This window comes from Pseudomonas sp. BIGb0176 (assembly GCF_024810175.1).
Taxonomy (GTDB): Bacteria; Pseudomonadota; Gammaproteobacteria; order Pseudomonadales; family Pseudomonadaceae; genus Aquipseudomonas; species Aquipseudomonas protegens.
Map to the genome: position 1 here is coordinate 520,371 of NZ_JANUEC010000004.1, position 20,746 is coordinate 541,116.

General features: G+C 64.6%; 14 protein-coding genes. 11 read left to right on the top strand and 3 right to left on the bottom strand.

Translation table 11 applies throughout. The features are described 5' to 3' along the window. Positions 1 to 6 precede the first annotated feature (6 nt). The 3 genes from tssK to tagH all read right to left on the bottom strand — a co-directional run bounded on the left by tssK (position 7) and on the right by tagH (position 3,412). Entirely contained in the window at positions 7 to 1,341 is a 1,335-nt protein-coding gene (gene tssK, locus M2395_RS25475; RefSeq protein WP_011064251.1) for a type VI secretion system baseplate subunit TssK, read from the bottom strand. Between the two features lie 15 nt (positions 1,342 to 1,356). Beyond that, positions 1,357 to 1,863 carry a type VI secretion system lipoprotein TssJ gene (tssJ, locus tag M2395_RS25480; protein WP_011064252.1) on the bottom strand — a complete coding sequence of 169 codons (507 nt, stop codon included), beginning with the start codon at positions 1,861 to 1,863 and terminating at the stop codon, positions 1,357 to 1,359. A 64-nt stretch (positions 1,864 to 1,927) separates the two neighbouring features. Further along, on the bottom strand, positions 1,928 to 3,412 hold the full coding sequence (gene tagH, locus M2395_RS25485; RefSeq protein ID WP_123431116.1) for a type VI secretion system-associated FHA domain protein TagH: 1,485 nt from the start codon (positions 3,410 to 3,412) through the stop codon (positions 1,928 to 1,930). Positions 3,413 to 3,804: 392 nt separating this feature from the next. On the opposite strand from tagH, the gene tssA reads away from it, so the two are divergent. From tssA to M2395_RS25540, 11 genes are all read left to right on the top strand, one after another. Then, complete coding sequence (gene tssA, locus M2395_RS25490) at positions 3,805 to 4,824, top strand: type VI secretion system protein TssA (RefSeq protein ID WP_041752688.1); 1,020 nt, start codon at positions 3,805 to 3,807, stop codon at positions 4,822 to 4,824. A gap of 81 nt (positions 4,825 to 4,905) precedes the next feature. Next, positions 4,906 to 5,421 carry a type VI secretion system contractile sheath small subunit gene (gene tssB / locus M2395_RS25495; RefSeq protein WP_011064255.1) on the top strand — a complete coding sequence of 172 codons (516 nt, stop codon included), beginning with the start codon at positions 4,906 to 4,908 and terminating at the stop codon, positions 5,419 to 5,421. Positions 5,422 to 5,437: 16 nt separating this feature from the next. Further along, complete coding sequence (gene tssC / locus M2395_RS25500) at positions 5,438 to 6,931, top strand: type VI secretion system contractile sheath large subunit (RefSeq protein WP_011064256.1); 1,494 nt, start codon at positions 5,438 to 5,440, stop codon at positions 6,929 to 6,931. Positions 6,932 to 7,049: 118 nt separating this feature from the next. Continuing rightward, the gene (locus M2395_RS25505) at positions 7,050 to 7,538 is read left to right on the top strand and encodes a type VI secretion system tube protein Hcp (protein ID WP_011064257.1); all 489 of its coding nucleotides are present in this window, start codon (positions 7,050 to 7,052) and stop codon (positions 7,536 to 7,538) included. Between the two features lie 160 nt (positions 7,539 to 7,698). Beyond that, positions 7,699 to 8,214: a type VI secretion system baseplate subunit TssE gene (gene tssE / locus M2395_RS25510; protein ID WP_011064258.1), complete on the top strand. Its 516-nt coding sequence runs from the start codon at positions 7,699 to 7,701 to the stop codon at positions 8,212 to 8,214. Further along, positions 8,211 to 10,070: a type VI secretion system baseplate subunit TssF gene (gene tssF, locus M2395_RS25515; protein ID WP_123431117.1), complete on the top strand. Its 1,860-nt coding sequence runs from the start codon at positions 8,211 to 8,213 to the stop codon at positions 10,068 to 10,070. The genes tssE and tssF overlap by 4 nt, the downstream gene beginning before the upstream one ends. After that, a complete protein-coding gene (tssG, locus tag M2395_RS25520; RefSeq protein ID WP_011064260.1) occupies positions 10,034 to 11,086 on the top strand; it encodes a type VI secretion system baseplate subunit TssG in 1,053 nt (350 codons plus the stop codon). Before tssF ends, tssG begins: the two co-directional genes overlap by 37 nt. Further along, a complete protein-coding gene (tssH, locus tag M2395_RS25525) occupies positions 11,079 to 13,754 on the top strand; it encodes a type VI secretion system ATPase TssH (RefSeq protein WP_011064261.1) in 2,676 nt (891 codons plus the stop codon). The genes tssG and tssH overlap by 8 nt, the downstream gene beginning before the upstream one ends. A 130-nt stretch (positions 13,755 to 13,884) precedes the next feature. Further along, positions 13,885 to 15,822, top strand: a complete 1,938-nt coding sequence (locus M2395_RS25530; protein ID WP_011064262.1) for a type VI secretion system Vgr family protein — start codon at positions 13,885 to 13,887, stop codon at positions 15,820 to 15,822. An 18-nt stretch (positions 15,823 to 15,840) separates the two neighbouring features. Beyond that, positions 15,841 to 16,266, top strand: a complete 426-nt coding sequence (locus M2395_RS25535; protein WP_011064263.1) for a DcrB-related protein — start codon at positions 15,841 to 15,843, stop codon at positions 16,264 to 16,266. A gap of 9 nt (positions 16,267 to 16,275) precedes the next feature. Next, positions 16,276 to 20,736 carry an RHS repeat-associated core domain-containing protein gene (locus M2395_RS25540; RefSeq protein WP_123431118.1) on the top strand — a complete coding sequence of 1,487 codons (4,461 nt, stop codon included), beginning with the start codon at positions 16,276 to 16,278 and terminating at the stop codon, positions 20,734 to 20,736. Positions 20,737 to 20,746 lie beyond the last annotated feature (10 nt).

Consider the following 20,746-nt stretch of genomic DNA (forward strand, 5'->3'; position numbering starts at 1 on the left):
CGCGACTTATCCTCGAATGGCCCAGAAGGCCAGGTTCAAGCCCGGGAATTCTCCCGCGACGTGGAACGCGAAGCCGCCGGAGTGAACCAGTTGTTTCCAGTGCTCGCTGCCACGGTCCAGCTCGTAGTAGGTCGAGCCTGCGTGGTACGGCAGTTGCCGCGGCGCCACCGGCAGCGGCAGCAGGCCGATGCCCGGCAGCTGCAGGTTGACCAGGTCGCGGATGTGCTCCACCGAACCCACCTTGCTCTGCTGGGCGAAGCGCCCGCGCAGGGTTTCGCCCGGCACGTCGGCACGCACCACCAGGATGAAGCTGGCGTTCTCCAGCAGGGTGCGGTCGGCCAGCATCGCCACGTGTACGCCGTAGGCTTTCTCGACGATGGGGATCGGCGTTGCCTTGCTGTCGATCAGCATCGACAGCGCTTCACGCAGGGCCTGCATCACCGGGGCGAAACTCATGGCCAGCTCATCGTGCTGGTACTGCGGGTATTGCTCAGGGCGCCGGGCGCTGTGGGTGAAGGTCGAGAACTCGCCGGCCAGGCTCACCAGCTCGCTGAACAGGCGCTCGGGGTGCAGCGGGCTGATCTGGCTCAGGTGGTTGACCAGGGGCTGGGCGCGGTTCACCAGTTGCAGGAGCATGAAGTCGGCGATTTCCGAAGCGCCCCCAGCGCCCGATGCCACCACGCGCCCGGCCAGCGCCTCGCCGCGCTGGTGCAGCAGGCCCAGCAGCTCGCTGCGAAAGGCGCTCAACGGCTTGGACGCGGCCACGTCCAGCACTGGCGGAATGTAGCTGTCGTCCAGCACCAGAGCACGGTCGGCGCGTTTCTCCTTGACCCGCACCACGCCAATGGCGGCGTAGTCGCTGAGGCCGTCCTGGGCGGTGAGCAGACGCAGGGCACGAGAGCCCACGGCCACCGGCGCGCGGTTCTCGAACGGTGCGTTGTCGTCACGCACCTCGCGCACCTGGCTCAGGTAGCGGGCACCGCCCAGCTCTTCGCCTTCGTCCACGGTGTCCCGGGCGCCGGCGCGCTTGAGGGGCAGCGCCAGGTACACCAGGCCGTCACGCAGGTTGTCGTCGATGCATAGCGGGCTGGGCGCCAGGTCGTCATGGGGAATGTTGAACGGCGTGCCGTCGGGCAGCAGGCCACGGGCGCTGACGATGGCCAGCTTGCCCTGGGCCAGCAGGCCCTGATCGATACGCAGCTCGGAGAACCCCCAGGCTCCCGTCGACAGCGGGCGGCTGCGGGCGTCGATGAGGTTTTCCAGGTAACGGTCATGCTGCTGGAAGTGCTGGGTTCCAATGAACATGCCTTCCGACCAGACCACGCGATTGTTCCAGGACATGGTTGCTCCGATTGCCTATTGGGCAGGGCTGGATGGGGATGCCACGAGCTCGGCGCTGACCGCGCGGACGTCGAGGACGATCTGATATTGGTTGCTCAGGCGCTGCGCGGTGTTGACCCCGACCCGCCACAGGGCCTGGTCCACTTCGCGATAGCCCACCAGCAGGCCGACCTGACGGGTGGCCGGGTCCAGGGTGCGCTTGAGGGTGAACTGGTCGCCGGGCTTGACCAGCACTTCATCCTGGTCGATCAGGTCCGGGCCGAGGGTAGCCGGCGCCCGCTCCGCCAGGGCGAAGTAGTCGGCGCGCATGAAGGTGGCCGGATTCTTCAGCTCGAAGATCCGTACCCGCACCGGCGTGCTCTGGCCATCAGGCCCGGGGTTGAGCCCGCTGACCGCCTGGAAATGCAGCTCCACAGTCGTGGCGCCGGGCGCTTCCTTGGCCGGTTCGCCGGGAGGTGGTGTGTCCTTGGCACAGGCCGCCAGTACCAGCATGGCAACCAATGTCAGCAATCGTTGAATCATCCTGCGTCCTCAATGACGTATCAGCTGTCCGTGTATCCGTGTTTTTCGGGTGTTCCAGGCGCGCTCAGGAACGGCGCAGCCGGTGGGTGTGTTCTTCATAGGCGCGGCTGAACTCACGACCGAAGAGGTCCTGGAAATCGTCCTGGGCCTCTTGGGAAATCTGTTTGTAGAGTGCAGTGAACTGCTGCCAGTTCTGCGCCTGGCGCGAGCCGCTGAACAGGTTGCCCAGGCCGCCGGGGCGAGCCATGCGAGCTTCCAGTTCAGTGGGCTCGAAGCGCCCCAGCAGGTGCTTGATGGCCGCTTCCACACCGGCCATGACCGCCAGCTGGTGCGCCCGCAGGTCATCGAAACTGTCCTGCACGGCCTGATCCGGAGCCATGAATGCCTGGTTGCTGTGACGCAGCAGCAGGAGCATCGCCTCGTCCACATTGGGGGCGAACTTCAGCGGGTTGTTTTCCACCGGGCGGATCATCGTCTGCTGCATGCGGAACTCGCCCTTGAGGCTGCTGCGGGCACGCAACACATCGATCAGGCCCTCGACCATCAACCGGTAGCTGCGACCCAGGCTTTCCATCTGGGCCTGGGCCTGCTGCGGCTCGATACGCAGTTGATCGAGCCCGGCCCCGCGCAGGAAGGCCTGGAGCAGATCCCCCTGGGGGGCGACCGGGGCCGGCGCGGGCGTGACAACAGGAGCCAGCTCCACTTCGGAAACCACCGGTGCCACGGGCGCCTGGGCGATCGGCTGCGGCTGCGGCTGCGGCTGCGGCTGCGGCTGCGCGGGTTCTGCCGCGAACGAGGCCTGGTGGGCAATCGGCGCGGCAGCAACCACCGGCGGGGCAACCACGGGCGGCGTACTGGGCACTGGCGCAGGGCTTGCGGGCGTCGAGCCGAACAGGTCCCAGTCCTCCGGAATCACCGCCCCGCCCTGGGGCGCCGATGGCTCAGGCGGTGCCACGGGCTGGGGCACCGCGGTGGGGGTCGGCGGGCGAAAATCGTGCTGCTCGGCCGGCACGTGGTCCGGCTGGGTGGCCGGCGGGGTCGCGCTGGGGGCGAGAAAGTCGAACAGATCGGGAAAGGTGTCCTGGGCCGAGGCACCCTGGAAGTGCGCCACCGGGGCCATGGAAATCGGTTCGATGGGGGTCGGCGAAGCCGCCTGACGCCCCATCAGCGCCTCGAAACTATTGGAGCTGTCCCCGGAAAAGGGTTCAGCCCCCGGGCGGTTCAGACTGAAATCGATGCGCGCACTGATTTCATAATCGCCAATGCGAATAACCTCGCCATCTTCCAGAGGCTCGCTGCTACCCCGGCGCATACGAATACCGGCACGGACTAACTCCACACCATTAGTACTGTTATCGGTCAAATAATAACGGCCATCCTTGTATTGGATGACACAGTGCCGCGCGGAAACTAAGCGTTCGGGATCAGGAAGTACCCAGTCATTATCGGAACTGCGGCCAATTGCCATCATTCCCTGGTCCATTAGTTTTTCAGGGCATTGACCAGGGGTAATCTTGTGATAACTAGTGATAGTCAAACACAGCGACATCGCGCCTCCTTGCTGTACTTCCGCGTGCGAACCGGCGAAGGGAAAAAAGTTCCGTGAAAAAATGAAAAGTCCGCAAAAAATCCTTTAAACAGCGCCGTTCACAGCATGATCGCTTAACTTAAACTACACGCATGACAAAAGCTTTTCGTACCGCCCCGATCTGACTCGCCGGTCAAGGAGCTATAAGGCGACATAACACTGTCATGCGGGGCGAATAGCTTACCTTGACAAGGCACAACTACTACACCAAAAATGCACAACTTCTTGAACACGGATGATGGCTCACTAGTATCAACGAGTCCATATAAACCAAGAAATGTGCGCGAGTTCACAAACAAACTAGTGCATTAATTGCCTGACTGTCCTGCAGGCTGATAGGGAGATCAAACCAGGTGGATGTACCGATGTTGCTCGCCGCGGTTTCAGCAACTTCGCCTTGTGGCGAAGACCTGGAATATGACGCGGATTTCTTGCACTTGGAGCGGGCCGCACAGGGCCAGCCCGAGCGCAGCATGGGCGACTCGATCCTGCCGGCCGAGCCGCCGGACTGGCGCAGCATCCAGCAACAGAGCCTGGACCTGCTGGCGCGCAGCAAAGACCTGCGCATCACCCACTTCCTCCTGCAGAGCACCCTGGCCCTCGAAGGCCTGCCGGGCCTGGCCACCAGCCTCGAACTGATCGACGGCCTGCTCCGGGATTACTGGGCGGACCTGCATCCGCGCCTGGACGCCGACGACGACAACGACCCCACGGTGCGTATCAACGCCCTGGCCGGCCTGGCGTCCGACACCACCATCGGCCTGCTCCGCGAAGCCATCCTGACCCGTTCCCGGACCTTCGGCCCGGTGAGCCTGCGAGCCGCGCTGAACGCCGCCGGCCTGCAGCACTTTTCCGGCGAGAGCCTGGGCTCCGACCACCTGGCCGGCGCCCTGCAAGACAGCGACCCCGAGCACCTGGATGCGATTCGCAGCGCCTTGAACGCAGCCCGCTCGGCGGCCGAAAGCATCGAGAAACAGGTCAGCGAACAAGTAGGCTCGGCCAGCGGTGTAGACCTCACGGCCCTCAAGCAACCCCTGCGCCTGGCGCTGCAGGTGCTGGGCCAGCACGCCCCGCAAGGCGCGCAGAACGCGGTCGAGGAACACGCCGATGGGCCGTCCACCGAAGAGCCCGGTGCGCCCGCAGCGCCAGCCCCGGTACGGATTTCCGGCGAGATCAGCAGCCGCGAAGACGTGCTGCGCAGCCTTGACCGGCTGCTGGCCTACTACAGCCGCCACGAGCCTTCGAGCCCGTTGCCGGTGCTGCTCAACCGGGCCAAGAACCTGGTCAACGCCGACTTCGCGGCCATCGTGCGCAATCTGATTCCCGACGGCATGTCCCAATTTGAAAACCTGCGCGGCCCTGAATCCGACTAACCCCGGAACAACCGAGCAGTATCGTCAGCGGCAACCACCGACCGACGCCAACACCGTCGCAGCAGCGACCAGGAGCACAACGTGGCGAAGCAAAGTTCTCAAAAGTTCATCGCGCGCAACCGCGCGCCCCGGGTGCAGATCGAGTACGACGTCGAACTCTACGGCGCCGAGAAAAAGGTCCAGCTGCCCTTCGTCATGGGCGTGATGGCCGACCTCGCCGGCAAGCCCGTGGAGCCCCTGGCGGCCGTGGCCGATCGCAAGTTCCTGGAAATCGACGTCGATAACTTCGACTCGCGCCTCAAGGCCATGCAGCCTCGGGTGGCCTTCCACGTGCCCAACGAACTGACCGGCGAAGGCAACCTGAGCCTGGACATCACCTTCGAGAGCATGGACGACTTCAGCCCGGCGGCCGTGGCGCGCAAGGTCGATTCGTTGAACCAGTTGCTGGAAGCCCGCACCCAGCTGGCCAACCTGCTGACCTACATGGACGGCAAGACCGGCGCCGAAGAAATCATCATGAAAGCCATCAAGGATCCGGCGTTGCTCCAGGCCCTGGCCAGTGCGCCAAAGCCTGCTGACTCCGAGCCGAACGCGTAAATCAGGACCAACGATCATGACCGAATTGATGCGTGACAATCAGGCGCAACCCGGCGCCACCGAGCAGGCCAGCGAATTCGCATCGCTGCTGCTGCAGGAATTCAAGCCCAAGACCGAGCGTGCTCGCGAAGCCGTGGAAACCGCGGTGCGGACCCTGGCCGAACAGGCCCTGGCGCAGACCGACCTGGTGTCCAACGACGCCATCAAGTCGATCGAGTCGATCATCGCCGCCATCGACGCCAAGCTCACCGCCCAGGTCAACCAGGTGATCCATCACCCGGAATTCCAGAAGCTGGAAAGCGCCTGGCGCGGCCTGCACTACCTGGTGAACAACACCGAGACCGACGAGCAGCTCAAGATCCGCGTGCTCAACATCTCCAAGCCGGAGCTGCACAAGACCCTGAAGAAATTCAAGGGCACGGCCTGGGACCAGAGCCCGCTCTTCAAGAAGATGTACGAAGAGGAATACGGCCAGTTCGGCGGCGAGCCTTACGGCTGCCTGGTGGGCGACTACTACTTCGACCAGTCGCCACCGGATGTCGAGCTGCTGGGCGAGCTGTCCAAGGTTTGCGCCGCCATGCACTCGCCGTTCATCGCCGCGGCTTCGCCGACCGTGATGGGCATGGGCTCGTGGCAGGAACTGTCGAACCCGCGCGACCTGACCAAGATCTTCACCACCCCGGAATACGCCGGCTGGCGCTCGCTGCGTGAATCGGAAGACTCGCGCTACATCGGCCTGACCATGCCGCGCTTCCTGGCGCGCCTGCCATACGGTGCCAAGACCGACCCGGTGGAAGCCTTCGCCTTCGAGGAAAACACCGACGGCGCCGACAGCTCCAAGTACACCTGGGCCAACGCCGCCTACGCCATGGCCGTGAACATCAACCGTTCGTTCAAGCATTTCGGCTGGTGCTCGCGGATTCGCGGCGTGGAGTCCGGTGGCGAGGTGGAAAACCTCCCGGCCCACACTTTCCCCACCGACGACGGTGGCGTGGACATGAAGTGCCCGACCGAGATCGCCATCTCCGACCGTCGTGAAGCGGAACTGGCGAAGAACGGCTTCATGCCACTGCTGCACAAGAAGAACACCGACTTCGCCGCCTTCATCGGCGCCCAGTCGCTGCAGAAGCCGGCCGAATACGACGACCCGGACGCCACCGCCAACGCCAACCTGGCCGCGCGCCTGCCGTACCTGTTCGCCACTTGCCGCTTCGCTCACTACTTGAAGTGCATCGTGCGCGACAAGATCGGCTCCTTCAAAGAGAAGGACGAGATGCAGCGCTGGCTGCAGGACTGGATCCTCAACTACGTCGACGGTGACCCGGCGCACTCCACCGAAACCACCAAGGCCCAGCACCCACTGGCCGCGGCAGAGGTGGTGGTCGAGGAAGTCGAAGGCAACCCCGGCTACTACAACTCGAAGTTCTTCCTGCGCCCGCACTACCAGCTCGAAGGGCTGACCGTGTCGTTGCGCCTGGTATCCAAACTGCCGTCCGCCAAGGGCGCCTAACCCATAACCGACTCAAACCTGCGGCCGCAGCCACAGGCCGCGCGAGGTCCCCAGGGCCTCGCGCAGCGGCGACAGAAGCTGAATCAACATCGTGGCAAGTGCCACACAGGGAGAAAACATGGCTGTTGATATTTTCATCAAGATCGGTGACATCAAGGGCGAGTCCATGGACAAAGCCCACAAGGACGAAATCGACGTGTTGAACTGGAGCTGGGGCATGTCCCAGTCCGGCAACATGCACGTTGGCGGTGGCGGCGGCGCGGGCAAGGTGAACATCCAGGACCTGTCGCTGACCAAGTACGTGGACAAGGCATCGCCGAACCTGATGATGCATTGCTCCAGCGGCAAGCACATCGACAAGGTGCGCCTGACCGTGCGCAAGGCCGGCGGCGAAAGCCAGGTCGAGTACATGATCATCGACCTGGAAGAAGTGCTGATCACTTCGCTGAGCACCGGCGGTTCGGGCAGCGATGACCGCCTGACCGAAAACATCACCCTGAACTTCGCTCAGGTGATGGTCGAGTACCAGCCGCAGAAAGCCGACGGCACCAAGGACGGCGGCCCGATCAAGTACGGCTGGAACATCCGCTCCAACACCAAGCGCTGATCCGCTTCGGTCGCTGCCCTGTGGCGGCGACCGGCCCGGCCCTCGCGTTGCGCCTGGCGCAACGCGAGGACGGTTGGCCAGGACCGCGTCCTCGTGAGTCTTTGGTTATGCCCCTTTTCGTGACGTCATGCCTGCGCAATCCGATCCTGGAGCGAACCCCTTGGTAACCGACATCGCCGCCCGCGATCGCTTGCAACCCTCCCTGCTGGATCGTCTGACCGACGATGAACCCGGCAACCTGAAAGAAAGCCCGGACAAACGCGTGCTGTCCCTGAGCCAGCTCAAGGCCTCGGTACTGCGCGACCTGGCATGGCTGCTCAACACCACTTCCCTGCTGGAAGCCGACGCCACCCTGCACACCCCCGCCGGTACTTCGGTGGTCAACTACGGCCTGCCGGCCCTGGCCGGGTACAGCGCTTCGAGCATCGATATCCCGGCCCTGGAGGCGCTGATCCACCAGGCCATCGCCACCTTTGAGCCGCGCATCCTGCGCAGCACCCTGCGGGTACGCGCACGCACCGCGCCCGGGGAAATGAACCACAACGCCCTGAGCTTCGAGATCGAAGGCGACCTCTGGGCCCAGCCGATGCCCCTGCGCCTGCTGCTGCAAACCGACATGGACCTGGAATCGGGCCACGTACGAGTAGTGCACGCCGACTCCCGGAGGCGCTCATGAACCCGCGCCTGCTGGAGCTGTACAACCAGGAACTGCACCACGTGCGCGAAAGCGCCGCGGAGTTCGCCAAGGAATTCCCGAAGATCGCCAGCCGCCTGACCCTGTCGGGCATGGACTGCGCCGACCCCTATGTCGAGCGCCTGCTGGAGGGCTTCGCCTACCTGACTGCCCGGGTGCAGCTCAAGCTCGACGCCGAGTACCCGACCTTCACCCACAACCTGCTGGAGATCGCCTACCCGCACTACCTGGCACCGACCCCGTCGATGACCGTGGTGCAGTTGCAGGCCGATCCCGACGAAGGTTCCCTGAGCAGCGGCTTCACCCTGGAGCGCGACACCAGCCTGCGCGCCGCCCTGGGCCGCGATACCCAGACCTGCTGCGAATACCGCACCGCGCACTCGGTGACCCTGTGGCCACTGCAAGTGGCCCAGGCCGAATACTTCGGCAACCCGTCGGCAGTGCTCGGGCGCCTGGCCGCCAGCGAGCCCAGGGCCAAGGCCGGGCTGCGCCTGACCCTGCGCACCGGCGCCGAACTGCCGTTCAACAGCCTGGCCCTGGACGAGTTGCCGCTGTACCTGAACGGCAATGACGAACAGCCGTTCCGCCTCTACGAACAACTGCTGGGCAACGTCTGCGCGGTGTTCGCCCGGGCCCCGGGCGGAGACTGGGTCGAGCGCCTGCCCCCGGACGCCCTGCGCTCGCGCGGTTTCGACGACCGCGACGCGGCGCTGCCGGTGGTGCCCCAGGCCTTCCAGGGCTACCGCCTGCTGCAGGAATACTTCGCCCTGCCCAACCGCTTCCTGTTCGTCGAATTCGCCCAGCTGGGGCGCGCGGTCCAGCGCTGCGCCGGCCAGGAGCTGGAGCTGATCGTGCTCTTCGAGCGCTTCGACCAGAGCCTGGAAGGCAGCGTCGGCACCGCTCAGTTCGTGCCCTTCTGCACCCCGGCGATCAACCTGTTTCCCAAGCGCCTGGACCGTATCCACCTGTCCGACCGGGTCAACGAGCACCATGTGATCGCCGACCGCACCCGACCGATGGATTTCGAGGTCCACTCGCTGACCGCCATCAGCGGCCACGGCACCGGCCCGGAACAGCCGTTCCTGCCGTTCTACGCCGTGCGCGATCCATCCCGCTACGGCCGCGACCAGTCCTACTACATCGTCCGGCGCGAGCCGCGGGTGCTGTCCAGCGACCAGCGTCGCAACGGCCCGCGCTCCACCTACATCGGCAGCGAATCCTTCGTCAGCCTGGTGGACAGCCAGCAGGCGCCCTATCGCCACGACCTGCGCCAGCTCGGGGTCAGCGCGCTGTGCACCAACCGCGACCTGCCACTGTTCATGAACACCGGCAACGGCAAGACCGACTTCACCCTGGCCGACAGCGCCCCGGTACAGGCCATCCGCTGCGTGGCGGGCCCGAGCCGGCCGCGCCCCAGCCATGCCCACGACGGCAAGGCCTGGCGTCTGATCAGCCAGCTGTCGCTGAACTACCTGTCCCTGAGCGAACAGGGCCAGGGCGCGGCGGCCCTGCGCGAACTGCTGCGGCTGTACGGCGACAGCAACGACGCGGCCCTGCAGTTGCAGATCGAGGGCCTGCGGGAAGTCAGCAGCAAGGCGGTGACCCGGCGCCTGCCGATGCCCGGGCCGATCGTCTTCGGCCGGGGCCTGGAGATCACCCTGGAGTTCGATGAAAACGCGTTCCGCGGCACCGGGGTGTTTCTGCTCGGCGCGGTATTCGAGCGCTTCCTGGCACGTTATGTGTCGATCAACAGTTTTACCGAGACGGTGATCCGTACCACCGAACGCGGCGAGATCATGCGATGGAAAGCCAAGCCCGGACGTCGTCCGACTCTTTGAATACGCTGACGGCGATGCACGCCGAGCCTTGGGAGTACGACTTCTTCCAGGCCCTGCGGCGTATCGAATGCCTGTCGCCGCAACTGCCGCGCTTCGGTCACTCCGTGCGCCTGGCGGACGATCCGCTGCGCCTGGGACAGCAGGCCGACTGCAGCTTCGCCCCGGCCACCCTGGCCTCGGTCACCCCCGGCAGCGACGGCGCCGCGACCCGCCTGGAGCAGTTCTTCTTCGGCCTCGGCGGGCCCAACGGGCCGTTGCCGCTGCACATCACCGAATACGTGCGCGAGCGCCAGCGCAACAACGCCGACAGCACCAGCAAGCGCTTTCTCGATGTGTTCCACCACCGCCTGCTGAGCCTGTTCTATCGGGCCTGGGCCGAAGCCCGACCGACGGTGAGCCACGATCGCCCGGACGACGACTACTGGTCGGCGCGGCTGGCGGCGCTGTCGGGCCGGGGCATGCCCAGCCTGCTCAAGCAGGGTCTGATAGCCGACACCGCCAAGCTGCATTACAGCGGCCACCTGGCGGCCCAGACCCGCTACCCGGACGGCTTGCGGGCGATCATCAGCGAGTATTTCGGCCTGCCGGTGCAGATCGAGGAATATGTCGGCCAGTGGCTGGAGTTGCCCGAACGCAGCCGGGTCGGGGTGCAATCCCATCAGCTGGGGGTGGATTTCTGCCTGGGCAGCCACGTCTGGGACCGCCAGCACAAGTTCCGCATCCGCCTCGGCCCGATGAAACTGGACGACTACCTGGGGATGCTGCCCGACGGCCAGCAATTCCAGGAACTGGTGGCCTGGGCCGCCGAATACCTGGGCTTCGAGCTGGACTGGGACCTGAACCTGGTCCTGCTCAAGGACGAAGTGCCCAAGCTGCAACTCAACGGCCGCCAGCGCCTGGGTTTCAACACCTGGCTCGGCCAACCCGGCAGCGATGCCAAGGATCTAATACTGGCCCGGCACTACGCCGACCTGGCCACTACCTCACGTACACCAAGGAGCACAGAGCATGGGTGAAATCAGTCGCGCGGCGCTGTTCGGCAAACTCAACAGCGTTGCCTACAAAGCCATCGAAGCCGCCACGGTCTTCTGCAAATTGCGGGGCAACCCCTATGTGGAACTGGCCCACTGGTTTCACCAGTTGCTGCAACTTACGGACTCGGACCTGCACCGCATCATCCGCCAGTTCAACCTGGAGCCGGCGCGCCTGGCCAAGGACCTGACCGAGGCCCTGGACCGCCTGCCCCGGGGCTCGACCTCGATCACCGACCTGTCGTCCCACGTCGAGGAGGCGGTGGAGCGCGGTTGGGTCTACGGCAGCCTGATGTTCGGCGAAAGCCAGGTGCGCACCGGCTACCTGGTGATCGGCATCCTCAAGACCCCGAGCCTGCGCCATGCGTTGCTGGGGCTGTCCCGCGAGTTCGACAAGATCAAGGTCGAGACCCTGTGCGAGCGCTTTGACGAATACATCGGCGACTCGCCGGAAAACGCCCTGAGCGCCAGCGACGGCTTCAGTGCCGGTGCGGTGCCCGGCGAAGCCAGCGGCGCCATGGCCCCCAGCGCCCTGGGCAAGCAGGAAGCCCTCAAGCGCTTCACCGTCGACCTCACCGAACAGGCCCGCAGCGGCAAGCTCGACCCCATTGTCGGCCGTGACGAAGAGATCCGCCAACTGGTGGACATCCTCATGCGCCGCCGGCAGAACAACCCGATCCTCACCGGTGAAGCCGGGGTGGGCAAGACCGCGGTGGTGGAAGGTTTCGCCCTGCGCATCGTCGCCGGCGACGTGCCGCCGGCGCTCAAGGACGTTGAACTGCGCAGCCTCGACGTCGGCCTGCTGCAGGCCGGCGCCAGCATGAAGGGCGAGTTCGAACAGCGCCTGCGCCAGGTCATCGAGGACGTCCAGGCCTCGCCCAAGCCGATCATCCTGTTCATCGACGAAGCCCACACCCTGGTGGGCGCCGGTGGCGCCGCCGGCACCGGCGACGCGGCCAACCTGCTCAAGCCGGCTCTGGCCCGTGGCACCCTGCGCACCGTGGCCGCCACCACCTGGGCCGAGTACAAGAAGCACATCGAGAAAGACCCGGCCCTGACCCGGCGCTTCCAGGTGGTGCAAGTAGCCGAACCTTCGGAAGACAAGGCGCTGCTGATGATGCGCGGCGTGGCCTCGACCATGGAACAGCACCATCAGGTGCAGATCCTCGACGAAGCCCTGGAGGCCTCGGTCAAACTGTCCCATCGCTACATTCCCGCGCGCCAGTTGCCGGATAAATCCGTCAGCCTGCTGGATACCGCTTGCGCCCGCGTCGCCATCAGCCTGCACGCCGTGCCGGCCGAGGTGGACGATAGCCGCCGGCGCATCGAGGCCCTGGAAACCGAGCTGCAGATCATCGCCCGGGAACAGGCGATCGGCGTTGCCATTGGCAACCGCCAGGTCAACAGCGAGAACCTCCTGACTGCCGAGCGCGAGCGCCTGGCCGAGCTGGAAAGTCGCTGGGCACAAGAGAAGACCCTGGTGGACGAACTGCTGGCAACCCGCGCCCAATTGCGGGAAAACGTCGGCCTGGTGGACAGCGACGTCGGCGACGACAGCCACGGCCTGCGGGAAAAACTGGTGGACCTGCAACAGCGCCTCAGCACCCTGCAAGGCGAGACCCCGCTGATCCTGCCGACCGTGGACTACCAGGCCGTGGCCTCGGTGGTCGCCGACTGGACCGGCATTCCAGTGGGGCGCATGGCCCGCAACGAGCTGGAAACCGTGCTCAACCTGGACCAGCACCTGAAGAAACGCATCATCGGCCAGGACCACGCCCTGCAGATGATCGCCAAGCGCATCCAGACCTCCCGCGCAGGCCTCGACAACCCGAACAAGCCGATTGGCGTGTTCATGCTGGCCGGCACTTCCGGGGTGGGCAAGACCGAAACCGCCCTGGCCCTGGCCGAAGCCATGTATGGCGGTGAGCAGAACGTCATCACCATCAACATGAGCGAGTTCCAGGAAGCCCACACCGTGTCCACCCTCAAGGGCGCCCCGCCGGGCTATGTCGGCTACGGCGAAGGTGGCGTGCTCACCGAAGCGGTACGGCGCAAGCCCTACAGCGTGGTGCTGCTGGACGAAGTGGAAAAGGCCCACCCGGACGTGCACGAGATCTTCTTCCAGGTATTCGACAAGGGCGTCATGGAAGACGGCGAAGGCCGCATGATCGACTTCAAGAACACCCTGATCCTGCTCACCACCAACGCCGGCACCGAGCTGATCGCCAACGTCTGCAAGAACCCGCAGGCGGTGCCCGAGCCGGAGGAAATCGCCAAGGCCCTGCGCCAGCCACTGCTGGAGATCTTCCCGCCGGCACTGCTGGGGCGCCTGGTGACCATTCCCTACTACCCGCTGAGCGACGAGATGCTCAAGGCCATCACCCGCCTGCAACTGGGGCGGATCAAGAAGCGCGTGGAAAGCACCCACAAGGTGGATTTCGATTTCGACGACGAGGTCATCGACCTGATCGTCTCGCGCTGCACCGAGACCGAAAGCGGCGGGCGGATGATCGACGCCATCCTGACCAACAGCCTGCTGCCGGACATGAGCCGCGAGTTCCTCAACCGCATGCTCGAAGGCCGCGCCCTGGCCGGGGTGCGCATCAGCCAGCGCGACAACGAACTGCACTACGACTTCAGCGAGCCGGCCTGACCCCACGCCCTGCGCAGGAGCCGGCTTGCCAGCGAAGCGACCGCCACGGTGATGGACCTGGCGCCTTCGCGAGCACGCTCGCTCCTGCAGGGGGCTGACCTGGCACACCACGCATTCAACGAGACTGACGATGTTATTTCAGCAATCCACACGACTGGCACAGGTCAACTGCCCCCTGGGCCCGGACGTCCTGCTGCTCAAGAGCCTGGGCGGCGGCGAGGAGCTGGGGCGGCTGTTCGACTACCAGCTGCAACTGGCCTCCAGTGACGCCAACATCGACCTCAACCAGTTGCTGGGCAAGCCCATGGGCCTCAGCGTACAGCTGGACGGCGGCGGCCAGCGGTACTTCCACGGCATCGTCGCGCGCTGCAGCCAGAACATCGACACCGGCCAGTTCGCCAGCTACGAGGTGACGCTGCGCCCCTGGCTGTGGCTGCTGAGTCGCACCTCCGACTGCCGGATTTTCCAGAACCTGAGCATCCCGCAGATCATCAAGCAGGTGTTCCGCGACCTGGGCTTTTCCGATTTCGAAGACGCCCTGAGCCGCCCCTACCGGGAGTGGGAGTACTGCGTGCAGTACCGCGAGACCAGCTTCGATTTCGTCAGCCGGCTGATGGAACAGGAAGGTATCTACTACTTCTTCCGCCACGAGAAGGACCGCCACGTGGTGGTGCTGGCCGACGCCTATGGCGCTCACAGCAGCGTGCCCGGCTACGCCTCGGTGCCCTACTACCCGCGAGACGAGCAGCAGCGCGAGCGCGACCACATGTTCGACTGGCACCTGGCCCAGGAGGTGCAGCCCGGCTCGCTGGAGCTCAACGACTATGATTTCCAGCGCCCCAGCGCCCGGATCGACGTGCGCTCGGCCATGCCGCGGCCCCACAGCGCCGGCGACTACCCGCTCTACGACTACCCCGGCACCTACGTGCAGAGCAGCGACGGCGAGCACTATGCCCAGACCCGTATCGAGGCCCTGCAAAGCCTGCATGAGCGCATCGAGCTCAGCGGCAACGCCCGGGGGTTGGGGGTGGGCAACCTGTTCAGCCTCACCGGCTTCAGCCGCCAGGACCAGAACCGCGAATACCTGATCGTCAGCATCCGCTACTACCTGGTCCAGGAAAGCCTGGAGAGCGGCGCTGGCGGCGGCTCGGCGCAGTTCGAGAGCCACCTGACCTGCATCGACGCCCAGCAGAGCTTCCGCCCCCTGGCCACCACCCACAAGCCCATGGTCCAGGGCCCGCAGACCGCGCGAGTGGTGGGCCCGGCCGGGGAAGAGATCTGGACCGACCAGTACGGCCGGGTCAAGGTGCACTTCCACTGGGACCGCCACGACCAGTCCAACGAAAACAGCTCGTGCTGGATTCGCGTGTCCCAGGCCTGGGCCGGGAAGAACTGGGGCTCGATGCAGATCCCGCGCATCGGCCAGGAAGTCATCGTCAGCTTCCTGGAAGGCGATCCCGATCGCCCGATCATCACCGGCCGGGTCTACAACGCCGAACAGACCGTGCCCTACGACCTGCCCGCCAACGCCACCCAGAGCGGCATGAAGAGCCGTTCGAGCAAGGGCGGCAGCCCGGCCAACTTCAATGAAATCCGCATGGAAGACAAAAAGGGCGCGGAGCAGCTGTACATCCACGCCGAGCGCAACCAGGACATCGTGGTCGAGGTCAACGAAAGCCATTCGGTGGGCAACAACCGCAACAAGAGCATCGGCCACGACGAGTACGTGACCATCGGCAACAAGCGCACGCGCATCGTTCAGCACGTGGATGAGCTGCGGGTCGGCGAGAAGAAGCTCGACAGCGTCGGCCAGAGCTATGTGATCGAGGTCGGCGAGCGCCTGCGCCTGGTATGCGGGGCCAGCATCCTGGAGCTCAACGCCAGCGGCCAGATCAACCTGTGCGGGGTCAACATCAGCGTGCATGCCTCGGCCGATGCCCAGATCAATACCGGTGGCGTGCTGCACCTGAACAACGGCGGCGGCCCGGGCACCACCACCGAGGGCCAGGGTGTGCAGGGCGCCATCAGCGCCAAGGCCAAAGCCCCCTTTTCCGCCCCCAAAGGCTAATGAACGGACGCCCTTGTCATGACCTATCGCCTCAATGAATTGCAGTTCCAGCTGCCTGCCGGCGAACTGCAGGACGCCTCGATCAATATCCTCAAGTTCCCGGCCCTAGGCACTTCGCTGATCGTCAGCCGCAGCCTGCTGGGGGACGGCGAAACCCTGGAGAGCAACCTGGCCAGCCAGCTGCAGCGGCTGGAGCAGCAAGTCCAGGACCTGCGCTGCCAGGCTCCGCAACCGGTGCAGCTGGGCCCGGCCCAGGACATCCAGGGCCTGGAGCTGCGCAGCCAGTTCAACAAGGGCAAAGAACAGGTGTTCCAGTTCCAGCTGGCCCTGGTGCTGCCCGGCACCCGACAGATGCTCGCCATGAGCTACGTCAAGGCACAGAAGCTCGGCGACGCGGAAGCCGCCCATTGGGCGCAGATCAAGAACACCCTGGTGCTGGGCTGAGGCAGGGCCATGTCTGACGCACTGTGGGCCGCCCGCCTGGGCGACGGGCTGGAACACACCTCGATGATGGCCGACATTCTCGGCGGCGTGCTGGAGGTGGCGGCCAACGTTGCCATCGGCGCCCTGGCGACCATGGCAGTAGCCGCGGCGGCAGGCATCACCGTGGCCACCGGCGGCCTCGGCGCCTGTGTGCTGGGGCTGGTGGTGGGCGTCGTCGTCGGCGTGGTCATGAGCAAGACCGGAGCCGACAAGGGCCTGAGCAATTTATGCGAGGGCATCGCCAACGCCCTGTTCCCGCCCTCGATCCAGGCCACCATCGCCAGCGGCTCGAAAAAGGTCCTGACCAACAACAAGCCGGCGGCCCGCGCGGCCGGCATCGCACCGCCGACACAGATCAGCGGCGACGGCGCCGAAGAAGGCGAGGCCACCGACACCCCGTCGGCAACGCCCGAGGAAGGGCCCGGTTTCCTCGACATGGCCAAGGAGTTTTTCTCACAGATGTGGCGGCCCACCGTGGCCTCCCCGGCGCCAGGCTCCCAGACCAAGGAACTGGACCTGGTGACCTGCACCAAGCACCCGCCGATGCCGGTGCAGTATCTGGCTGAAGGCTCGGAAAAGGTCAGCATCGACGGCCAGCCGGCAGTACGCAGCGGCGACCGCAGCACCTGCGATGCCAAGGTAGTGTCGGCCGGGCCTATCTCCCCGAACGTGACCATCGGCGGTGGCTCGGTGGTGGTGCGCGAGATCCGTAGCGGCAAGACCCCGGGGGTGGGCCTGGCGGTGACCGTGCTGATGATGCTCAAGGGCGGCAAGGGCAAGTTCCTCAGCAACCTGCCGTGCATGCTGATGGCCGGGGTCAATTCGTTTGTCGTCAGCCAGGCCACCAATGCTTTGACCCAGGCCGTCGTCGCCTCGACCCACCCGGTGCATGCAGCCACCGGGGCCAAGGTGCTCGGAGCCGACGACGATCTGGATTTCACCCTGCCCGGGCTGATGCCCATCGAATGGCAACGCTTCTACAACAGCCGCGACGAACGTCGTGACGGCCTGCTCGGGGCCGGCTGGAGCTTGCCTTACGAGATCAGCGTCCAGATCGAGCCCCACCCCGAAGGGGGCGAGCGCCTGCTCTACATTGATGAGCAAGGACGCCGCATCGACATGGGCTCCATTGCCCTGGGTGCAGGAGCCTTCAGCCCCGGTGAAGGCTTGAGCGTGCGACGCAACGAGAACGGACAGTTGCTGATCGAAAGCAGCGACGGTATCTACCGTCTGTTCGAGCCGCTGCCGGGCGACTCCTCGCGGCTGCGCCTGAGCCAGCTGGGGGACCGCAACGACAACCGTCTGCACCTGGAGTACGACTCGTCCGGACGCCTCTGGCTGCTGCGTGACACCTTTGAACAGGCGCAGCTCGAACTGAGCTACAGCACGCTCTGGCCCGGTCGGATTGCCCAGGTCGAACGGCTGTACCCCGACCAGCAACGGGAAGTGCTGGTCAGCTACGACTACGATGCGGCAGGAGACCTGGCACAGGTGCGCGATAGCGAAGGCCAGGTACAGCGTCGCTTCGCTTATGACGCCGGCCACCGGATGACCGAACATCAATTGGCCACCGGGCTGCGCTGCTTCTATCAATGGACACAATTTGCCGACCAGCAGTGGCGAGTGACCCGTCACTGGACCGACGAAGGCGATAGCTATCAGTACGACTATGATCTGGAGGCGGGAATCACCCAGGTCACCGACAGCCTGCAACGCCTCAGCCGCCGCCGCTGGAACAGCCAGTTGCAGATCGTCGAGTACACCGACAACCTCAACCAGACATGGGCCTTCGAGTGGAACGATGAGCGCCAACTGCTCAGCGCCACCGACCCCTTGGGAGGGCGCTATGCCTATAGCTACGACGAAACCGGCAACCTGATAGCCGAGACCGATCCTCTGGGGCACAGCCATTCGACCTTGTGGCTGGAGCACTGGTCGCTGCCACAGACCCTGACCGATCCCGCCGGAGAAAGCTGGCACCTGCGCTACGATCCCCGGGGCAACTGTATCGCCGAAGTAGACCCGCTGGGCCAGGTGACCCAGTACCGCCATGACGCGCACGGCCAGGTGGTGGAGATCATCGATGCCGCGGGAAGAAGCCGGAAGATGCGCTGGAACTCGTCCGGGCAACTGCTTGAACACCTGGACTGCTCGGGCTATCCAACCCGCTTCGAATACGATCGACGCGGCAACGTGAAAGCCATCATCGATGCCCATGGCGAGCACACCCGGTTCCATTACGACTGCCAGGGACGGTTGCTGAGCAGTCAACTGGCCGATGGGCGCGCCGAGCATTTTCAACGCAGCAGCAACGGTCAGCTACAGGGCTACACCGACCCTTCCGGCTACACCACGCTCTACCAGTACAACCGGCGCGGGCAGATACGCCAGCGCATCGACGCTCACGGCCGACAGGTCCGGTTCGACTATGACGCGTACGGACGGCTGCTGGCGCTCACCAACGAGAACGGCGAAAGCTATCGCTTTGCCTGGGACGCCGGCAACCGCTTGAGCGAACAGCAGGACCTCGACGGCAGTGCCAAACGCTATGGCTATGACCTGCTGAACAACGTCGTCGAACTCCAGTCCCACCCCGCCCCTTATGGCACCGGGCTGAGCGCCGTGCCCGTGCAACCTATCGCGCCGATCATCCACCGGTTCGAGCGCGATGCCGTGGGACGGCTGCTGGCCAAAATCACAGACGATGGCCGCAGCCAATACACCTACGACCCCTTGAACCAACTGACCGCCGCCAGCTTTACCGACAACCTCGGCAACCAGCAGGCACTGAGTTTCAGCTACGACGCCCTGGGCCAATTACTCGAAGAACACACCGTGGCCGGCAGCCTGATCCATCGATACGACGAACTGGGCAATTTGACTCAGACCCAGCTACCGGACAAGCGTTGGCTCAACCGGCTCTATTACGGCAGCGGCCATCTGCACCAGATCAATCTCGATGGCCAGGTAGTCAGCGACTTTCAACGTGACCGCCTGCACCGTGAGATGCTGCGTACCCAGGGTCAGATCAGCACTCGCAGCGAATACGACCGTTGTGGCCGCCTGCGCGCACGCCTGCAGCATTCCAGCCTGCTGGCAAACACCTTGCCAACAGCCCCGGAGCGACACCTGGAGTACGACGATAGCGATAATCTGGTGGGCCTGGCCGAGCGACATGCCACCGGGCAACATCGGCAACTGTTCCATTACGACGCGACCGGGCGAATCATTGCCAGCCAGGACGGCCTGCAGGGCCAGAAAGAAACCTTCGCCTATGACGCCGCCGCCAATTTGCTTGATGGCCCGAAGACGGGCGCCGGGCTGGTGGTGCACAACAAATTGCTGACCTACCAGGACAAGCGCTACCGCTATGATGCCTTCGGGCGAATGATTGAAAAACGCAGTGGTCGGCGAGGCGTGCAACGTTTTGCCTACGACGCCGAACACCGGTTGATCGAAGTGCGCAATCAGACCTCCAGCGGCGAAACCCTGGTCAGGATGCGCTACGACGTCTTGGGTCGCCGCATCAGCAAGAGCGAGTACGACAGCCAGGGCAACCTTCTGGGTGAAACGCGATTCGTCTGGGATGGCCTGCGGCTGCTGCAGGAACAGCGTAATCAACAGACCAGCCTCTATGTCTATGAAGACCTGGGACATGCGCCCCTGGCGCGGGTCGACGGCCTCGGCGCGCAGCAGAAGATCCGCTACTACCACAACGACCTGAATGGCCTGCCTCAACAGCTTTGCGAGCCTGACGGCCATAGCGTCTGGCAGGCCCGCTATCAGGTCTGGGGCAACACTGTCGAAGAAATACGCGAGCCCTACTACATCGAGGAACAGAATCTCAGGTTCCAGGGCCAGTACCTGGACCGCGAGACTGGATTGCACTTCAACACGTTCCGTTTCTACGACCCGGATATCGGGCGCTTCACCACGCCGGACCCCATCGGCCTGGCCGGAGGCTTGAACCTTTATCAGTACGCTCCCAACCCAATCGGTTGGATCGATCCGCTGGGCTGGATCTGCAAATCGGCCTACAGCGGCAGAAGGGGCACTACAAAAGCCAAAGCTGACCTCGAGAGGAACGGTTTCACTGTGGTAGGTGAAGAATTGACCATGAAGGTCAAACACCCTGTCACCCAGAAGTCCTATCGCATCAGGGCAGATATCATCGCCAAGGACAAAGCCGGTAACTACCACGTGTTCGAAGTCAAAAATGGCAGCGGCAAACTGACCAAGAACCAACAGGGATCGGGAATGTTCGACATGAGCAATCCGGCCAATACGAACGGTGGCCTGGGCGGTGGCCTGATCAAACCGTCGGGCGCTACCCAGGGCCAGTTCGAAGTTGCGACCAAAACCGCCAGAGGTACCCAGTTCGGTGGCAATGGCGCACAGCATTCGGCCACCTTCTGGCTTCTTCGCTATTGAACGAGTAATC